The sequence below is a fragment of the Siminovitchia sediminis genome, assembly GCF_042680885.1.
Classification (GTDB): domain Bacteria; phylum Bacillota; class Bacilli; order Bacillales; family Bacillaceae_C; genus Siminovitchia; species Siminovitchia sediminis.
The window spans coordinates 103710-122131 of the sequence record NZ_JBHUEO010000005.1 but is presented as its reverse complement, the minus strand read 5'-3'; the positions used below and the strand labels follow the sequence as shown (position 1 = coordinate 122131).

Genomic DNA, 18422 nt, shown 5'->3' with positions numbered 1-18422 from the left:
CTGTATTCATCTTTTGATAGCAACTTTATTAGAATTCAAGTACTTTCTTTGCTGTCTCTATAATATCTTTGTGGTTCGGAAGCCAAACCGGCTCTGCCTGAGAGAAAGGATAAACGGTATCCGGTGCAGTCACCCTCAGCACAGGGGCTTCTAAACTCAAAATTGCGCGATCGTTGATTTCAGCAACAACATTCGCTGCAACTCCTGCCTGTTTTTGTGCTTCTTGTACGACGATTGCCCGATTTGTTTTTTCGACTGATTGAATGATCGTGTCCACATCCAGCGGGCTGACGGTTCTAAGGTCGATGACTTCTGCCGAATACCCGTCTTTTTCAAGTGCTTCAGCTGCTTTGATGGAATCGTGGACCATGGCCCCGTAAGTGATGATGGAAAGATCTGTACCTTCACGTTTAACCTCGGCTTTCCCAAGAGGAATCGTATATTCTTCTTCAGGAACTTCTTCCCTGAATGACCGGTACAATTTCATGTGTTCAAGAAAAATGACCGGGTCATTATCACGTATCGCTGAAATGAGCAATCCTTTAGCATCATATGGAGAAGACGGAATAACCACTTTTAAACCGGGCTGCTGTGCCATTAAGCCCTCCAGGCTGTCCGCATGAAGCTCCGGTGTATGAACACCGCCTCCAAATGGAGAACGAATGGTTACAGGAGCATGATATGTACCTCCTGACCGGTAACGCAAACGCGCCAACTGGCCGCTTATGGAATCCATTACTTCATACACAAACCCAAAGAACTGAATCTCGGGAACAGGACGGAAACCTTGTACTGCCAGGCCGACCGCAAGACCGCCGATTCCTGATTCTGCCAGCGGTGTATCGAATACCCGATCTTCTCCGAATTCCTTTTGCAAACCTTCTGTTGCACGGAAAACACCGCCATTCACCCCTACGTCTTCCCCAAATACAAGCACATTTTCGTCGTTGCGCAACTCCGTTCTGAGCGCATCAGTAATTGCTTGAATCATTGTCATTTGCGCCATGGCTTACTTCGACTCCTTCTCTTTATATATTTCATACTGCTCCTGTAAGTTCGATGGAAGCTTTTCAAACATATTGGAAATCAAATCTGTCACCTTTTGTTTTGGCGTTTCATCTGCTTTCTTAATGGCCTGCTTGATCTCCTCTTTCGCCTGTTCAATGACTTCATTTTCTTTTTCTTCGTTCCACAGGCCCTTGCCTTCCAAGTACGTTCTAAAACGAACAATCGGATCCTTTTTCTCCCATTCATTGTCCGTATCGGATGTTCTGTATCTGGTCGGATCATCTCCTGCCATCGTATGCGGGCCATACCGGTAGCAAATGGTCTCAATGAGGGATGGTCCGCCGCCGTTAATCGCGCGTTCGCGTGCTTCACGCACTGCCGCATACACTGCGAGCGGGTCCATTCCGTCTACTACAATTCCCGGCATACCGGCAGCGACAGCTTTTTGTGCAATCGTTTGGGCAGCCGTCTGCTTTTCACGCGGCGTCGATATGGCAAATTGGTTGTTTTGAACAATAAATACAGCAGGTGCTCCGAATGCGCCAGCAAAGTTAATACCTTCATAAAAGTCGCCCTGTGATGAACCGCCATCACCGGTATATGTAACTGCCACTGCCTTCTTTCCTCGTTTCTTCAATCCAAGAGCAACTCCGGCTGCCTGTACATATTGAGCACCGATAATGATTTGCGGAGAAAGAACATTGACACCATCGGGAATTTGGTTCCCTACAAAGTGTCCTCTTGAAAATAAGAATGCTTTATATAATGGAAGTCCGTGCCAAACGATTTGGGGAACATCTCTGTATCCGGGCAAGATGAAATCCTCTTTTTCCAGCGCGAATTGTGAAGCTATAGCCGATGCTTCCTGTCCGGCAGTCGGTGCATAAAAACCAAGACGCCCTTGGCGGTTCAAAGAAATGGAGCGCTGATCCAAAATTCGGGTATAGACCATACGGCTCATTAATGCGACTAATTGCTCATCGGAAAGGTCCGGCATCATTTTATCATTGACCACTTCGCCCTTTTCATTTAACACTTGTACCATTTCAAACTTCTCTTCAATGCTTTGCAGCGTTTTAACCGCATCGAACTGAGCTGCCTTTGCTTTTGAAGCCATGTTAACCACCAATCCTTCCTATTATTTGCTTTTTTTCATTTATTCAGTAGAGTACCCCAAACGGCACACTTCACTAAGCTACAGATTATCCTTATGTTTTCCACAAAAAGTGTCCAGAAAACCTTATTTTTTTACTCAGCTGCCATCTGTATTAATGAATTTCAGCCGTTTAATGATACAACATTTATATCTCGGTTTTTACATTACATGACAACCTTCTTTAAGTCAATGAATTTAACGTTTTTAGCATTTTTCGACAGGACGTTGGTGTTCATATTATCAAACTGTATTATAATTATAAAAATATCTGTACTATACAAAAAGCCAAAAGAAGAAAGTGTTATAGTACATAACATCAAAGGCATGGTAACTTCCCTATCCGGAATTTGATTCTGTACGGTCCTCATAGCAAGTGATTTCAACAAAAAAAAGGAAACGCCATCTCACGTTTCCTCATGACAACACCTTTATTCAGAACCAATGCCAGCTTCTTTATACAGCTTTTCCTTTTCTGCATTAAAGGTTTTAGTGTATTCATTAAACTTTTCATTTGCTTCCAGTACTTTTTCCTGTGCCTCGTTGGATTTGACAATTTGCGCTTCCAAATCTTCATGTTTCAGTTCCTTATCTTTTAACATTTCATACATTTTCCGGTCTTCTTGAATGACGTCCTTATACGCACTGACTAATTGCCCATGTGCATCAAAACGTTTATTCATCAGGTCCTGAAGTTCTTTGGCTTTTGCCTGAATCTTTTCATCTTCCATTTTATCTAGTACATCATCGATCTTTTCAAATTCATTTTTGGAAGCTTCCATCGCTTCTTCCTCTTTGGCCAAATGCTCTTCACGCTTATCCAAGTTAGCTAGGGCTTCATTTGACAAAGAGGTAATTTTGTCAAAATGTTTCATCCCCAGTGACATGATCTCATCAAACAGGGCCTTTTCCTCTTGTTCCAATTCCATTAATGGTTTTTGCTGATCTTCAAAGTCCTTTTCCAGTACAATGGTTTCCTCAAGATGTTTATGTATTTGTTCCTCCGGACTTCCACACGCTGATATAAATGTTATAGAGGCAAGCATCAGGGCAGCCATACATATTCTTTTCACAAGGTATTCCTCCCATCATTCCATAGTCTCTACTATAATGGGATAAGCTGGAATTTACAACATACTTTATGTTAATAATGTTCATTTATTTGGGACTGCAATTTTGATAAACTGTTTCTAATAAGAGAATCAGATAGGAGGCCACACGATGCTGTTAATGAAAGATATTATCAGGGACGGACATCCCACTTTACGGAAAGTCGCAAAAGAAGTTTCGATTCCGCCTGCTGCAGAAGATATTGAAATTTTAAAGAGCATGGAGGAATTTCTTATAAACAGTCAAGATCCCAAGATAAGCGAAAAGTATGGCTTGCGGGCGGGAGTCGGTCTGGCTGCTCCGCAAATCAATGTATCCAAGCGGATGTTTGTCATGCGGGTCACGGATGAGAAAGGACAGGAATTTAATTATTCATTTATCAATCCCAAAATTATCAGCCACTCGGTTGAAAAATCTTATTTAACATCAGGGGAAGGCTGCTTATCTGTAGACCGGTCCATTCCAGGCTATGTGTTGCGCCACGCCCGTATTACGGTGAGAGGCTACGACAAAAAGGGGGAAGAAATCAAACTTCGATTACGAGGGATACCTGCGATTGTGTTTCAGCACGAACTCGATCATTTAAATGGGGTAATGTTTTATGACCATATCAATCAAGAAAACCCCTTCCAACTCACGGAAAAGGCGATCCCTATCGAAAACTAAAGCTTGGAACTGCAGTATGCAAGTTGAAGCAGAACCATATTCTGCATGCTCATGCAAAAAACCATACCCCTGAGAGATAAATAAGGACTCGGAAAGTCCCCCATGTGCGACAGCACGAGGGGGCTCACCGGCCGTCCGCTGAATTCTTATCACAATAGCTTTATTATCCCGGTTTTGATTTTTATAGGATTTCTTCAACGGATCGTTTGAAAGGAGGAATCCAAAAGGCCAACCTCTTTCAGTCCGTTTACAATCCCATGTTCATTTACATGTGTTGTAACAAAGTCTGCATGTTTTTTTACTGATTCATGTGCGTTCCCCATTGCGATCCCCATACCAACCTCCTGGAGCATTTCTATGTCGTTAAGCCCGTCTCCAAAAGCATACACATCTTCCATTTTAAAACCAAGACGCTCAATCATCTGATGAATTCCTTTGGCCTTTGACCCGCCTTTTGGGACAATATCCAAAGACAGTTCATGCCATCGGATAAAGTCCACTTCCTGAAAAGCAGACAAATATTCCGCTTCATTTTCTTTTGTAAACAGCAATGCTTGATAAATATTACTTTTTTTGTAAAACTCAGGATCAACCTCAGGGTATGTCATTTTAAGCGATCCAAGAGCTTTTCTTACACGTTCACTGTCTTTGGCATTCGTCTTTAATGTTTGGTCATTCATATATGCCATCGCATGGCCGTGTTCAACTGCCGTACACTCTATTTCCTTTAATATATCTTGGTTGAGCGGCGTTTCTGATAGGAGTTCATCTTCAAAAACGACATACTGGCCATTGAAACTAACATAGGATTGCATATTTAACTGTTCTAATAAAGGAGTCACCATAAATGGAGCACGCCCGGTGGCAATGGCTGTATACACACCATTTTGCTGCAGGGTATGTATGGCTTGCTTTGTTGAAGACGGAAGATTTTTTTCTTCATCCAATAGTGTACCATCAATATCAAAAAATACGATTTTGCTCACTTTTACACATCCAATTCCAATGTTATCCATGATAGAGTTTTCCGCTTTTAGCATATAATAAACATAATAAACTATCCAAAAAAATGGAGCCTGTACCCACAAAGCTTTTACTTTTGAAAAAAATCGGTTAAAATATGAAGTAAGGAGTGATCAAACCATGTTTAAGAAGCTAAGACGCAAGCTTTTAAAACAATGGAAAGATTTGCTCAAGAAAAAAACGATTGCCTGATGATGAATTTTATTAACGCCCCTCTGCTGCTGGAGGGCTTATTCTTTTATTATACGACATTTGCTCGCAGTAAAGTGCACAAGGTACCAGCCGCAGATCAGGAATACCTTCATATTCCGGCATTACTCCACATAAAGCTATAGAGAATTATTGTATTAGCTGAACAGATTTCTTCAAGATCACTTATGTGCGAAAGCTCATTCCATCTGGCTGTCTTCCTTCAGACTTGATAGGAATTATAGGAATGACGATACCCCCGGCACTTAAGGTGGGCTCCGGCAGGCATAGAAAGCGATATTTTTGAAAAAGTTAACGCTTCTATGGAAGGCTATCAGAGCTTTCCGCCTCTAACTGCTGCACATGGCTGACAGGGACATGAGTCCGCCGGAGCAGGACCTGTATAGACTGTAATAACCTTACTTTACTTATCAACGGAAAGCTGCATGAAAAACATGCATTCCATGAAGCTTTTTACTATAATAGAGAATATTGGAATTCGAACACGGAATTAAGGAGAGAAAGAAATGATTTATAAAGTGTACTATCAGGACAGTGTGACGGAAATGCCTGTCCGGGAAAATACGAAAGTTTTGTTTGTCGAGGCTGAAAGCACTCACGCAGTTCGCAAGCATCTAAAAGACCGCCAAATTAACATTGAGTTCATTCAGCCGTTGGATGGGGACTATCTCGAGTATGAGAAAAACAGTCCTAATTTTAGACTGGAGACTGTGTAACGTATGAAATTTGTTAAAAATGATCAATCAGCTGTTTTCGCCCTGGGCGGTTTGGGCGAAATCGGAAAAAATACGTACGGCATACAATTTCAGGATGAAATTATTTTAATCGATTCCGGTATTAAATTTCCGGAAGACGAATTGCTTGGAATCGATTATGTCATCCCCGATTACACATATCTCGTCAAGAATGAAGAAAAAATCCGCGGCCTGTTTATTACACACGGGCACGAGGATCATATCGGCGGCATTCCTTATCTGTTAAGGGAAATTAACATTCCAATTTATGCCGGCAAACTGGCTATGGGTTTGATAAAGAACAAACTCGAAGAACATGGACTGTTAAGAAAAGCTACACTACATGAGATCAAGGAAGAAGATGTTATTAAATTCAGAAAAACTTCTGTCAGTTTTTTTCGGACAACCCACAGCATCCCGGATTCATATGGAATTGTCGTAAAAACACCACCAGGAAATATTGTTCATACAGGGGATTTTAAATTCGATTTCACCCCTGTCGGAGAACCGGCAAACTTGACTAAAATGGCTGAGATTGGCAAAGAAGGTGTCCTCTGCCTGTTATCAGACAGTACAAATGCGGAAGTCCCTCATTTTACAATGTCAGAACGAAAAGTTGGAGCGAGCATTCAGGATATCTTTCGAAAGGTTGATGGCCGGATCATCTTTGCGACATTCGCATCCAATATTCACAGGCTCCAGCAAGTAACGGAAGCGGCAGTCAAGAATGACCGGAAAATTGCAGTTTTTGGCAGAAGTATGGAAGCAGCTATTGAAATCGGGCAAAAATTGGGATATATCAGTGCACCAAAAGACACGTTCATAAATACACAGCAATTGAACCGTCTCCCGGCCAACAAAGTTACGATTTTATGTACGGGGAGCCAAGGAGAGCCTATGGCTGCTTTGTCAAGAATTGCTAATGGAACCCACCGGCAAATTCAAATCCAGCCAGGTGATACAGTCGTATTTTCATCTTCGCCAATTCCTGGAAACAGAAGCAGTGTAAACCGAACAATTAACTTGTTGTACCGGGCAGGTGCCGAGGTGATTGCAGGACCGCTCAACAACATCCATACCTCCGGACACGGAGGACAAGAAGAGCAAAAACTTATGCTCCGGCTGATGAAACCTAAATTCTTTCTGCCCATCCACGGGGAATTCAGAATGCAAAAAATGCACGCACAGCTTGCAGTGGATTGCGGAATACCGGAAGAACATTGTTTTATTATGGACAATGGACATGTTCTCGCTCTCAGTTCTGATCACGCCGAAGTGGCTGGAAAAATACCGTCCGGATCCGTATACATTGATGGCAGCGGCATTGGGGATATCGGAAATATTGTGCTGCGGGACCGGAGAATCTTATCGGAAGAAGGCCTGGTCATTGTAGTTGTTTCTATTGATATGGATCAATATAAAATTGCTGCAGGACCTGATATTATTTCCCGTGGGTTCGTATATATGAGGGAATCCGGCGATCTGATCAATGAAGCACAGCGGATGCTTTCAAGGCATCTGTATAAGGTAATGGATCGTAAAACATCACAATGGTCTGAGATTAAAAACGAAATCACTGATACGCTTTTGCCGTTTTTATATGAACGGACGAAAAGACGACCGATGATTTTGCCGATTATTATGGAGATATAAGAAAAAAGCTGACTCAAAAGTTCGTTTTCCACGAGCAGATTGAGTCAGCTTTTTACTTATCAACACATGTAACATTTTATAAATGGCGAAGGCTGTACCGTTATCCCTATCTTTATTGATTTAACATTTTTTTCTCAAAACGGTTGATGTCTGTATCCGCTCCAATGATGATTAATATATCATTCATCTGCAGCGGGTCATTGGCCATTGGAGAAACAATAATCTCTTTTCCTCGTTTAATAGCAACAATATTAATGCCGTATTTTGCCCGTACATCAAGCTCTACTAAAGTGCGGCCGGCGAGAAAATCATTTACTATGACTTCAACAATGCTGTATTCCTCCGATAACTCAAGATAATCCAATACATTCGTTGAAACAATATAATGGGCAATCCTCCTTCCCATATCACGCTCAGGATGCACCACATGGTCAGCGCCAATTTTACGGAGAACTTTCTCGTGGTAATCATTTTGTGCTTTTACTGTGATGTGCTCAACACCAAGTTCCTTTAAAATAATCGTTGTTAAAATGCTGGATTGAATATTATCACCAATCGCAACAATGACGTGGTCAAAATTACGTATACCCAAATTCTTCAATACATTTTCATCGGTCGTATCTGCAATTACCGCTTGCGTGGCAACGGACGCAAATTCATTGACTCTTTCCTCGTTAATATCAATCGCCATGACCTCCATCCCCTGCTCGATAAGGGAACGAACGATACTTCCTCCAAACCGTCCCAGACCAATGACTGCGAATTCACTTTTCAATTTCATTCCTCCACTCTTCCTGTTGCCATTTTAGCATAATCATGACAGTTATTTAAATGGCCCTTTTTGCGGAAACGGGAACAATCATATGCCTCGAGTTCGGCGGTTTAGCTTGTTCCTTTTATGTATTGATTGGAAAAATTCCTTGGCAAGGATGAAATCTAAAGTGTAAAAGTGCTGTTACTCCGAATACAAAGAAACACAAGATAAAATGAGGGATGAAAGATATAGATGAAAGAGGCGGCATCCAGATGAGCTTGTTAGATCAGCAAAAGAATCAGGATGCCCCCTGTGCAGAGGTGGTACTAGATGAATTTAGACTTCTAATTAAACAATGAGTGTTTAACGATCATGGTTACCCTTGATCCTTCCTATGAGTCCATCCGTCTTTTTGGATAACCTTTCCTTCCTTCATCAACTTTCCCAAAGCCCGTTTAAAAGCGCCTTTGCTCATCTGGAATCTGGCTTTTATATCTTCCGGCATGCTTTTATCTCCATACGGCATACTGCCGCCACGGCTTACCAAATAATTAAATATCAGCTCAGCATCTTTATCAATGGCTTCATGCGCCCGTGGCAAAAGAGAAATATTGAGCGACCCATCGTCTTCCTTTACGCCGGTTACTCTTCCAGTTACTTTTTCACCCAAGCGGGGCTCTCTTGTTCTCTCGCTTCTATGAATAAAACCCAAATAGCCTTCTTCTGTAATCAGCTTGGTCCCTTCCAAAAGAACCCGGTAAACTGTCCCTGTGACATTTTGATTAAACATCGTTTTTGACGCCCTCTTGGAGATCTTCTGTATTTCGTTTTCATTTGTCAGACTGCCGAATAATCTGTTTTTCTTATCCGTTTTTAAGCTGCAAAATAAATATTCGCCTTTTTCCGGCCAAAGCCGATGGAGTTCCGGCAGATCGTCTTTGGAGATAAGTATATCTTTCTGTAGACCGATATGTATAAAGACTCCCAAATCTTTTTTGACCTCAACGACCTCTGCCCAGCCGAAATGTCCTTTCCTGATTTCCGGAATGGTGAAAGTCGCCGACAACCTTCCTTGATGATCCTGATATAAAAAGACCGTGTGCTCCTGCTCGAGATTAAAATCTTCAGGTACTTCGGTATGATGCAGCAAGACATCTTCTTCCCCATCCGTTAAAAAATATCCGAAAGGGACTTCTCTTGCCCCACCAAGCCTAACGACAGTTCCTGCTTCTAACCGTGACATAGCGTGTCATTCCCCTCTTTTAAGCTTTAACATTGAATGCCCATTATACCATGTCCAATTATCTTATAAGTAATACAAGAATGGTACAAAATTTACGGCCTTAGCCATCGAAGATCAAAAAATTTAATTAAATGCTAAAAACCAAGCAAAAAAATCTTCCGCCATAACAGACGGAAGATTCCCGATGAATCATTAAGGCAATCGTTCTCTTTTTGATTTATCTACAAGAACGAGGATTTTCCCCTGATTGACTTCATCGTCGTATCTTCGCGCTTCATCTTCCGGAATTCCCATTCCAATCAATGCTCCTGCCAATCCGCCAACCCCCGCTCCTGCAGCTGCTCCTGTTAACCCGGCTACAATCGGGCCTGCTGCAATGACTGGACCAATGCCGGGGATAGCCAATGTTCCGAGTCCGGCCAACACACCTCCCAGTCCACCTAGAACGCCGCCTGTTGCTGCACCAGTTGCTGCACCTTCAGGGGCTTTTGTATCCGTTTCTTCCGTAATATCATCTACTTCCTGGCGGTTTTTGCTGATAACCGATATGTCTTCTTCGTTGTAGCCTTCCCTCTTCAGTTGTTCTATTGCTGTAACTGCCTCTTGTTCCGTGTCATATGAACCTATTACATACTTTTCTTCCATAGTCAAATCCCTCCTTGGAATTCCTTTTTACACTATTGGATTACCCTCATGATAGACTTGTAAACTCCAATTGGTGTTCATTACACAATGCCAATGACTTCCCTAAAATATGGAAATCATGTTAACATGGTAGGGAAAATATCAGCATCTTTATAGTAGTTTTAAGAGATTTTACTGTGACAAGGGTATTGTTCACATTTGCTTTTGAGGTTTTCCCGGGCGGATTGCTCCATGAAAACTCCCCTTTGTCAAAAGGAGATGTTGATGTTTTCCCATGGCAGCGTTTCCAAACAACAGAGGGATTCATGAAGGAGGAAAAACATAATGGAGAAATTAAAAAACAGATGGCTGATCGTTGCTTCTGCTGTTGGTATTCACATTTGTATCGGGTCAGTTTATGCCTGGAGTAATTTCACCAATCCTTTAATCAATGAATTTGGGTGGTCAGCAAGCCAAGTACAATTTACGTTCAGTCTGGCGATTTTATTTCTGGGGTTTGCAGCCGCATTCCTGGGCCATTTCGTGGAAAAGTATGGTCCACGCAAAGCCGGGCTGCTTTCCTCCATTTTCTTTGGCGTAGGTGTTTTTTGTTCGGGATTCGCTGTAAAACTGGGTTCTTTGCCACTATTATACATTTGTTACGGAGTTCTGGGAGGAATTGGTTTAGGAGTGGGATATATCGCTCCCGTGTCCACTTTAGTCAAGTGGTTTCCAGACAGACGCGGCATGGCTACGGGAATGGCCATCATGGGATTCGGCTTCGCGGCTGCCATCAGCAGTCCTATTATGGATGCCCTAATTCATTCTGTAGGAATAGCCAATACATTTTTTATTCTCGGAGCATCCTATTTTATCATTATGACTGCATCGTCGCTTTATCTGGCGAAACCCCCTGAGGGATGGGCGCCAAAAGGCTATAAAGAAAAAGTTGAATCTGGACAAGTATCAGCAGACCTCTCTCAGCTGACAGCCAATGAAGCCATTAAAACTCCGCGCTTTTATTATTTGTGGATCATGTTGTTTATCAACGTTACGTGCGGCATTGCAATTCTATCAGCAGCCAGCCCGCTTGCACAGGAAAGTATCGGTTTATCTTCCATAGAGGCTGCGGCTTTAGTTGGAGTCCTTGGAGTCTTTAATGGGCTTGGAAGAATCGGCTGGGCAACGGCATCTGACTATATTGGCAGGCCCAACACTTATACAATTTTCTTTATACTTCAAATTATCCTGTTTGCCCTGCTCCCATTTACAACAGTATCTATTTTGTTCCAGGTCATGCTTGCGGTCATCCTGACCTGTTATGGAGGCGGTTTTTCCAGCATTCCGGCGTATATCGGCGATATATTTGGAACAAAACAGCTGGGCGCTATCCACGGTTATATTTTAACGGCCTGGTCTGCAGCCGGCTTGGCAGGCCCGATGTTCGCTGCCAAAATTAAAGATATGACAGGCAGTTATGGGAACAGTCTTTTATTCTTTGCAGGTTTTTTCATTATTGCTTTAGCGGTATCGCTTATTATTCGGGTAGACATTCGTAAGTTGAAAAAAGCCGCCAATGACCGAAACAAAAATTATGCCACCAACTAAAATGTATGCTGGTTTGCAGGACCCTCCTTTTTAAGCCTGATTGTCTGCTTGAATGTTTCTCACAAGCCGCTTTACTTGGAGTCCTTTACAAACCCTTTCTTTCGTATGTCAGACTCTTTATTGGATGGAGACATACTTGTCGTATATAATAAATGTAATGCCTGATAAAAGCCTTTACATCGGTACGAACCTATCATTTTCCATCATTTATAAACCTTAAAACGAAGTAATGAAAAGTGGAAAATGATCGACAAGATTTTAGCTAAGAAGGTGGTTGTATGGACCCTCAAGTAAGGAACCGATTCCAAGTTTTAAGATATACGGGAGAGTCATTGGAAGAAATAGAAGATCAGGCAGCTGTGGAATATCCGCTAACCATATATATAGATCATGAAGAATTTGCAACGATCGTCTGTACCCCCACTCATATCAGGGAATTGACCATCGGCTTTTTGGCATCTGAAGGGCTGATCCGAAACATAGAAGATATCTCTTCATTGGAAATAGATGATGACAAAGGCATGGCTTATGTAGAATTAAAGGTGAAGCAAGTCATCAGTAAAGAGTTCTATTCAAAGCGAATGATCGGTTCATGCTGCGGAAAAAGCAGACAGTTTTATTTTTATAATGATGCCAAAACGGCTAAAACGATTATGACCCGGGGAAAAATTTCTGCAGAGCAATGTTTGAGGCTCATGAAGGAAATGCAGGAAGGATCCGAGGAGTTTCAGCTGACAGGCGGGGTACACAATGCCGCTCTGGGCACGCCGGAAAAACTTCTTTTTAGTTATTCTGATATTGGCCGTCATAATGCCTTGGATAAAATTTTTGGCCACTGTTTAAACCAAAATATTTCATTAAAAGATAAGGTGATTGTCTTCAGTGGCAGAATTTCATCAGAAGTCGTGTTAAAAGTATCCAAAATCGGAATCGGGATACTTATTTCCAAATCTGCACCTACGACACTGGGAATACATCTGGCCCGCGATCTTGGAATAACAGCGATCGGTTTTGCCCGTGATGACCATTTTAATATTTACTCACATCCTGAAAGAATTATAGAAGCTGAAGGTATTCTACAGTAAGCCCCTGACAAATGCAGATGAACTTTTTCAGCAAATGGCTTCGTGAAGCAGAGTGGCATGTTTTCAGAATAGCTTCACGAAGCTTTTTAGCGTTCGAACAGCTTATCTGTTTTAATCATATTGCCGCCCTTCTCCTATAACCATAAAAAAGACGCCTGTTCAGCGCCTTTCTGTGTTGCTTGCTATTCCTTTTTCTCCAGTTCCCCCAGCACACGATTAACACGTTTTTCAAGCATCTTCATTCCGCCTCCGCCAGCCTGAAAGTGGCGAAGCACCCCGTCCTTATCAAATACATAATAAGCAGGAACATATTCGTTCTGAAAAGCCTCTGAAAGTTTCATTTGGTTATCAACAAAAATGGGTTGAGTAATTCCATGTTCATCAGCAACTTGTTTGATTTCTTCCAAATCAAGATCGTCTTCTGATCTTGGAATATGAACGGCAACAACATTTAACTTATCTTGATAATCATCGCGGAATTTATTTACATTTGGCATAGCCTCTTTACAGAGATGGCAGCTGACAGACCAATAATGGATTAATGTCGGTTTCTCGCCGATCAGTTCATCTTTTGTCACTTGTCCATTAAACCATTCTGTTGCACCTTCAAGTTCAGGCATAGGTTCACGCAGTTTCATAGCGATCCCTCTCTTCATTGAAAAGTTTTGGTTTGATAGTTGAAGGACAGACACACGAGTGCCTGTCCTTTGTCCAGTTTTAGCGCTTGTCGCCGATATGCGGGCTGCCTGCGCTTTTCTATTTGTCCAGCTTCAGCGCCTAGCCCCTCGAGGTCATAAGCCAATTCCCTGTGGCGGCTGAAAGCTGCCTCCTCGGGAATCGTCTTATGCTTGTCGGGGCTGACCAAGGCGCTTACACCTTTCTATTGTCCAGCTACGGCCGCCATCGGCTCGAGGTCGCTTCGAAAAAACCATGAAGGCAAAGGGCGCCTTCACTGTTTTTTCTCCAGCGCTTGTCGCCGATATGCGGGCTGCCTGCGCTTTTCTATATTAAACGTTCAAAGTTTCTTGGCCAGGCTTCCAGTTTGCAGGGCAAAGTCCGCCAGTTTGTAGCGCTTGGAGTACACGAAGAGTTTCGTCTACATCACGGCCAATGTTGTTGTGGTTAACAACCGAGTACATTAATTCGCCTTCAGGATTGATGATGAACAATCCGCGAAGTGCCACACCTTCTTCTTCAATCAAAACACCATAGTCGCGAGCAACTGCATGGTTAGTATCAGCAGCAAGCGGGTATTTCAAATCTCCAAGACCATTGTCTTTACGGTCTGTGTTGATCCATGCCAAGTGTGTGTGGATTGTGTCAGTAGATGCTCCAATTACTTCTGCATCAAGGTCTTCGAACTCATCATAACGGTCAGACATTGCTGTAATTTCCGTTGGGCAAACGAACGTGAAGTCCATTGGATAGAAGAAGAGGACTGTCCATTTACCGTTTTTCATGTTTTCTTCAAGGCTTACTTTTCCAAACTCCTTGTTGGGCATGACTGCCTCCATTTCAAAGCGTGGAGCTTGTTTTGCTACCATACGTTCTGCCATGATAAATCCCTCCGTATAAAATTTAATTTTTCAACTGAGAAAAGCATATGTATTTTCTCAGTGCACAAACTTATCACAATTGTAATTATAGGAGATCGTATCGGACAAGTCAACATTAATTATAATAAATTTAAACAAAAAATAATTACTGATTAATGCGCTTTCCGCGGGCACCTTATTATGTATCCCAAAACCCAGGATAATTATTCCTTCACTTTCAGTCTAACATGACTTATATCGACAACAAAGCAAAATGCTCCGGCAAAGCATTCCGTTTTTTTTGCGAAAGAGCTGCCCCGGCCACGAGCAGCCAATTAATATTCGGAATGTGCTTCATGATACTCACGGACGACTTCTAAAAAGGCTTTTACCTGGCGAAGTTCAAAGGCAGAATCATAGCCCAGAAGCCATGTGTCACGCTTTACCGGCAGTCCTTTTTCATCAAGAAGCGGGATTTGATGCATATTTCTTTCTGTGCCATTCAATGTAATTGCCGGCAATATGGCATAGCCGATCCCATTATAGGCCATTTGCTTGCATGTCTCAATTTGATCTACGACAATTGTGCTTTTCGGTGCCATATGGAATTGACGATGCCACCAATCCTGAATTTCCTGATAATAATTGGAGTCGCTTTTAAATTGTATGAACGGACGATCTGTTTGAGGGACTTCTTCAATGTTTTGAATTTCCCTGTCTACCAAATACAGGCTGTCCTTGAATAAATGAAACTTTTTGCTCTTCCAATCCGTCGCTCCCCTGATAATTCCGATATGTACATCACCACTATATAAGGCTTTAAGAATTTCACTGCTCCATCCGGTGATCAATGAAATTTTTGCCTTTGGATATAGTTGAACGAACTTTTTTAAGACTTTTGGCAGCCAATTTTGACCTACAATTGTTGCACAGGCAATTTTTAATGTTCCATGGACATGGTTTTCGAGGGCTTGGATTTCTTCCATCACCTTTTCTTCTTTTTCTATCATTTCCTTGGCAAACCGTACAATAATTTCCCCGGAAGGAGTAAGAATCAGACCTTTTTGCGAACGCAAAAATAATTTCGTCCCCCACTGCTTCTCTATATTTTGAAGCCGTTGGGATAAAGCCGGCTGGGAAACAAAAAGTTTTTCAGCTGCCTTGCGCATGTTCATTTCTTCAGCTAGAACAGTTAAAAATCGAAAATCCGTTCCGGACATAACCAACCCTCTTCAACTAATATAATTTGCATCTATGCTGCCGCATTACTTTTCTTCGGCAGAAAAAGAATAAAGATCAAACTGACAATGCCGAAAAAAAACACAGCAACGTACACAGAGTGCAGAGAAAAAGACAGTCCCTCCTGCATGAGAGACTTAACCGGACCGCTCAGCACTGACCTTTGTTCTTCTGTCAGGAGCATATTTGTCGAATCAAGCGTGAGATTTTTTCCTGCATGTCCACCATGTTCCGAAAAATACTGCAAGAGCCGGCTGTTTAAAATTCCGCCAAGTAAAGCAGCTCCAACCGTATTACCTAAATTTCGCATGAACATATTGGCAGCTGTCGTACTCCCTCTGCGTTTCCAATTTACTGCCCCCTGAATAAGCACAATGAAGGATGTCGTCGTGAGTCCCATTCCAATCCCCACACAAAATGAGCAAAGTGCAGCTCCTGCAGGCCCTGCTGATGGGACGATTGTAACAAATAAACCTCCGCCAAGCACTAAAAATACCCCTCCGATGACAGAAGTGGAACGATATCCGATTTTTAATATTAACTTTCCGGCAGCCGTCGAGGCCAGCGGCCAGCCAATAGACATAGCAGTTAAAGTAAATCCGGCAATGGTTGCACTTTCTTCCATCACCCCCTGAACATAAGCGGGCAGAAAACTCGATATCCCAATCAGCATTAAACCAGTAGTGAAAGAAACAACATTGGCAATCAGGATAGGGCGGATCTTCCAAATTTCAAGCGGTACCATCGGCTCCGCTGATTTTTTTTCATGTAAAAGAAAGAGTAAAAAGGCCGAGCAAGCCATGAATGCTAGTCCCATCGCCTGAGGAGATCCCCACGATATGCGAACTCCCCCTTCCACCAAGATGATCATCAAGGATGAGATAGCTGTAGTCAGTAGAATCGCTCCGACAAAATCAACTTTTGGCTTCTTCTTGTCAATGGTTTCATGCAAAAACAGCCAGATACCAATCACAGATAAAATCCCCAAAGGAATACTGACCCAGAAAACCCATCTCCAGCTGATATACTCTACGAGTAATCCGCCTGCCGCTGGGCCCATGATGGCAGATATCCCCCAGACACTTGATAAATACCCTTGAACCTGCGCTCGTTCTTCCGCTGTATATATATCACCGACAATAGTTGTGGCAACCGGCATTACTGCCCCTGCCCCGACTCCTTGAATCAGCCTGAAAATAATCAGCTGCTTCATTGAATTTGCCAAACCACATAATAGGGAACCGATTAAAAAAATACTGATGCCAAATGTAAGTACCGGCTTTCTGCCATATAAATCTGATAACTTGCCATAAATAAGTACGGTTATGGTATTCATGAGCAAATAGGCAGAGAATACCCAGCTGTAATGGGCGAAGCCGCCCAAATCTCCAATAATGGCCGGCATTGCCGTAGCAACGATGGTTGCTTCTATCGCACCAATAAACATGGCGAGCATGACGGCGATTAGGACATAGGGCCTTTTCGTATCAGGACGTTTTTTGGCCTTTCCACTCATTCTTCCAACCCCTTTGATCCAAGACACATTCTAATTTTTCCAGCTGAAAAACCAATAAACGGAAAGTGCTAAACCGTGACAAGCTGCCATAGTTATTCCCATTGGCATAATACCGCCCCCAAGGCCAGCCACAGGTGCAGCTGCTGCTCCAAAAATATACGGCATCAGTCCATGCAATGCCGCAGCGCTTCCCGCTGTTCTCTCTTTATCGTTCATTGCAAGGGAAAAAGAAGAAGTTCCAACGATGCCCACACTGGAAACCGCCAAGAACAACGGTAATATAACAAAGATCAGATCTGCCTTCAACCAAAGCATCAGACATAGCGTGCCACTGCCGGCCAATCCTTTCATCAGTCCCAAAATCAATAAAATTTTTTCGCTGATCTTCCCCGCAAGCCGTCCAGTTATTTGTGCAGCAATAATGATACCTGCTCCGTTCAGAGAAAATATAAGGCCAAAGACCTGCGGAGATAAATGAAAATGTTCTTGAAGCAAAAACGGAGAGCCGGCAATATAAGAAAACATGGCTGCCATCACAAATCCCTGTGTCAAACAATACCCCATGAACACTTTGTCTTGTATTAATTGAATAAAGATCTGAACCATGTTTGAAATACCGCCTGCAGATCTCTTTGCTGAAGGCAATGTTTCAGGCAGTCCCCACAGGACAGCCACCAGCATCGCAGCACCAATGAAGGCAAGGATCATAAAGACCCCTTTCCATGGCATGACGGAAAGAAGCAGACCTCCAGCAACGGGGGAAGCAATGGGGGCAGCTCCATTCACCAGCATTAACAAGGCGAAAAACTTGGTCAATTCTGTCCCAGAATATAGATCACGGGCAGCTGCTCTTGCAATGACAATTCCTGTAGCTGCTGAAGCGCCTTGTATCAGTCTCATGAAGATCAATCCCCATATGGATGGGATGGCAGCACACAAAATCGATGAAACAGAGAAAACAATCAGTCCTGCCAACAAAGGTTTTTTTCTCCCGAGTGTATCACTCATGGGGCCCATGATAATTTGTCCTGCGGCCATGCCGATTAAAAAGGAAGTGATACTCAGCTGGGATAAAGATGCTGAAGCTCCATAGCCGGAAGCCAGTTCAGGGAGTGCAGGTAAATACATGTCTATGGAGAGCGGACCAAATGCCGTTAAGGAACCCAATAGAACAGCGGCCCGCATTCGATGTATTTTAGGAGCAGGATCCATTGAGTGTTGAGGGTAAGCTACGTTCTTCATGTACAGCTTGTCTCCCTTC

17 protein-coding genes are annotated in these 18422 nt (G+C 42.7%); 5 read left to right on the top strand and 12 right to left on the bottom strand.

Annotated features, from left to right (window positions below; all coding sequences use genetic code 11):
• Positions 1-28: 28 nt before the first annotated feature.
• From ACFSCZ_RS03125 to ACFSCZ_RS03115, 3 genes are all read right to left on the bottom strand, one after another.
• On the bottom strand, positions 29-1006 hold the full coding sequence (locus tag ACFSCZ_RS03125) for an alpha-ketoacid dehydrogenase subunit beta (protein WP_380772286.1): 978 nt from the start codon (positions 1004-1006) through the stop codon (positions 29-31).
• A 3-nt stretch (positions 1007-1009) separates the two neighbouring features.
• Positions 1010-2125 carry a pyruvate dehydrogenase (acetyl-transferring) E1 component subunit alpha gene (gene pdhA / locus ACFSCZ_RS03120; protein ID WP_380772285.1) on the bottom strand — a complete coding sequence of 372 codons (1116 nt, stop codon included), beginning with the start codon at positions 2123-2125 and terminating at the stop codon, positions 1010-1012.
• A 467-nt stretch (positions 2126-2592) separates the two neighbouring features.
• Positions 2593-3234, bottom strand: coding sequence for a YkyA family protein (locus ACFSCZ_RS03115; protein WP_380772284.1), 642 nt, complete (start codon positions 3232-3234; stop codon positions 2593-2595).
• A 148-nt stretch (positions 3235-3382) separates the two neighbouring features.
• Here ACFSCZ_RS03115 and def point away from each other — a divergent pair, with 148 nt between their 5' ends.
• Entirely contained in the window at positions 3383-3937 is a 555-nt protein-coding gene (def, locus tag ACFSCZ_RS03110) for a peptide deformylase (RefSeq protein ID WP_380772283.1), read from the top strand.
• A 194-nt stretch (positions 3938-4131) separates the two neighbouring features.
• On the opposite strand, the gene ACFSCZ_RS03105 is transcribed toward def, so the two are convergent.
• On the bottom strand, positions 4132-4923 hold the full coding sequence (locus ACFSCZ_RS03105) for a Cof-type HAD-IIB family hydrolase (RefSeq protein WP_380772282.1): 792 nt from the start codon (positions 4921-4923) through the stop codon (positions 4132-4134).
• A 753-nt stretch (positions 4924-5676) separates the two neighbouring features.
• Between ACFSCZ_RS03105 and ACFSCZ_RS03100 the strand changes: the two genes are divergently transcribed.
• Together ACFSCZ_RS03100 and rnjA are read left to right on the top strand one after the other, a co-directional pair.
• Positions 5677-5886, top strand: a complete 210-nt coding sequence (locus ACFSCZ_RS03100) for a DNA-dependent RNA polymerase subunit epsilon (protein WP_380772281.1) — start codon at positions 5677-5679, stop codon at positions 5884-5886.
• Between the two features lie 3 nt (positions 5887-5889).
• Positions 5890-7557: a ribonuclease J1 gene (rnjA, locus tag ACFSCZ_RS03095; protein ID WP_380772280.1), complete on the top strand. Its 1668-nt coding sequence runs from the start codon at positions 5890-5892 to the stop codon at positions 7555-7557.
• Between the two features lie 112 nt (positions 7558-7669).
• Here the strand turns inward: rnjA and ACFSCZ_RS03090 are convergent, their stop codons facing one another.
• From ACFSCZ_RS03090 to ACFSCZ_RS03080, 3 genes are all read right to left on the bottom strand, one after another.
• Entirely contained in the window at positions 7670-8332 is a 663-nt protein-coding gene (locus ACFSCZ_RS03090) for a potassium channel family protein (RefSeq protein ID WP_380772279.1), read from the bottom strand.
• Between the two features lie 355 nt (positions 8333-8687).
• Positions 8688-9554, bottom strand: coding sequence for a CvfB family protein (locus ACFSCZ_RS03085; protein WP_380772278.1), 867 nt, complete (start codon positions 9552-9554; stop codon positions 8688-8690).
• A 192-nt stretch (positions 9555-9746) separates the two neighbouring features.
• Positions 9747-10199 (bottom strand): YflT domain-containing protein, encoded by a 453-nt coding sequence (locus tag ACFSCZ_RS03080; protein ID WP_380772277.1) that lies wholly within the window; start codon positions 10197-10199, stop codon positions 9747-9749.
• Positions 10200-10523: 324 nt separating this feature from the next.
• Between ACFSCZ_RS03080 and ACFSCZ_RS03075 the strand changes: the two genes are divergently transcribed.
• Complete coding sequence (locus ACFSCZ_RS03075) at positions 10524-11786, top strand: L-lactate MFS transporter (protein WP_380772276.1); 1263 nt, start codon at positions 10524-10526, stop codon at positions 11784-11786.
• 278 nt (positions 11787-12064) lie between these two features.
• Entirely contained in the window at positions 12065-12871 is an 807-nt protein-coding gene (gene fdhD / locus ACFSCZ_RS03070) for a formate dehydrogenase accessory sulfurtransferase FdhD (protein WP_380772275.1), read from the top strand.
• A 182-nt stretch (positions 12872-13053) separates the two neighbouring features.
• Here fdhD and ACFSCZ_RS03065 read toward each other — a convergent pair whose 3' ends face one another.
• The 5 genes from ACFSCZ_RS03065 to ACFSCZ_RS03045 all read right to left on the bottom strand — a co-directional run bounded on the left by ACFSCZ_RS03065 (position 13054) and on the right by ACFSCZ_RS03045 (position 18403).
• Positions 13054-13509, bottom strand: a complete 456-nt coding sequence (locus ACFSCZ_RS03065) for a TlpA disulfide reductase family protein (protein ID WP_380772274.1) — start codon at positions 13507-13509, stop codon at positions 13054-13056.
• Positions 13510-13878: 369 nt separating this feature from the next.
• Entirely contained in the window at positions 13879-14427 is a 549-nt protein-coding gene (locus ACFSCZ_RS03060; RefSeq protein WP_380772273.1) for a peroxiredoxin, read from the bottom strand.
• 314 nt (positions 14428-14741) lie between these two features.
• A complete protein-coding gene (locus ACFSCZ_RS03055; RefSeq protein WP_380772272.1) occupies positions 14742-15626 on the bottom strand; it encodes a LysR family transcriptional regulator in 885 nt (294 codons plus the stop codon).
• Between the two features lie 32 nt (positions 15627-15658).
• Positions 15659-17161: an MDR family MFS transporter gene (locus ACFSCZ_RS03050; RefSeq protein ID WP_380772271.1), complete on the bottom strand. Its 1503-nt coding sequence runs from the start codon at positions 17159-17161 to the stop codon at positions 15659-15661.
• Between the two features lie 30 nt (positions 17162-17191).
• Positions 17192-18403 (bottom strand): multidrug effflux MFS transporter, encoded by a 1212-nt coding sequence (locus ACFSCZ_RS03045; RefSeq protein ID WP_380772270.1) that lies wholly within the window; start codon positions 18401-18403, stop codon positions 17192-17194.
• Positions 18404-18422: the final 19 nt, after the last annotated feature.

Coding starts and splice junctions, on each gene's coding strand:
- ACFSCZ_RS03125 (WP_380772286.1), bottom strand. CDS start 1,006: ATGGCGCAAATGACAATGATTCAAGCAATTACTGATGCGCTCAGAACG.
- pdhA (WP_380772285.1), bottom strand. CDS start 2,125: ATGGCTTCAAAAGCAAAGGCAGCTCAGTTCGATGCGGTTAAAACGCTG.
- def (WP_380772283.1), top strand. CDS start 3,383: ATGCTGTTAATGAAAGATATTATCAGGGACGGACATCCCACTTTACGG.
- ACFSCZ_RS03100 (WP_380772281.1), top strand. CDS start 5,677: ATGATTTATAAAGTGTACTATCAGGACAGTGTGACGGAAATGCCTGTC.
- rnjA (WP_380772280.1), top strand. CDS start 5,890: ATGAAATTTGTTAAAAATGATCAATCAGCTGTTTTCGCCCTGGGCGGT.
- ACFSCZ_RS03085 (WP_380772278.1), bottom strand. CDS start 9,554: ATGTCACGGTTAGAAGCAGGAACTGTCGTTAGGCTTGGTGGGGCAAGA.
- ACFSCZ_RS03080 (WP_380772277.1), bottom strand. CDS start 10,199: ATGGAAGAAAAGTATGTAATAGGTTCATATGACACGGAACAAGAGGCA.
- ACFSCZ_RS03075 (WP_380772276.1), top strand. CDS start 10,524: ATGGAGAAATTAAAAAACAGATGGCTGATCGTTGCTTCTGCTGTTGGT.
- fdhD (WP_380772275.1), top strand. CDS start 12,065: ATGGACCCTCAAGTAAGGAACCGATTCCAAGTTTTAAGATATACGGGA.
- ACFSCZ_RS03065 (WP_380772274.1), bottom strand. CDS start 13,509: ATGAAACTGCGTGAACCTATGCCTGAACTTGAAGGTGCAACAGAATGG.
- ACFSCZ_RS03060 (WP_380772273.1), bottom strand. CDS start 14,427: ATGGCAGAACGTATGGTAGCAAAACAAGCTCCACGCTTTGAAATGGAG.
- ACFSCZ_RS03055 (WP_380772272.1), bottom strand. CDS start 15,626: ATGTCCGGAACGGATTTTCGATTTTTAACTGTTCTAGCTGAAGAAATG.
- ACFSCZ_RS03050 (WP_380772271.1), bottom strand. CDS start 17,161: ATGAGTGGAAAGGCCAAAAAACGTCCTGATACGAAAAGGCCCTATGTC.
- ACFSCZ_RS03045 (WP_380772270.1), bottom strand. CDS start 18,403: ATGAAGAACGTAGCTTACCCTCAACACTCAATGGATCCTGCTCCTAAA.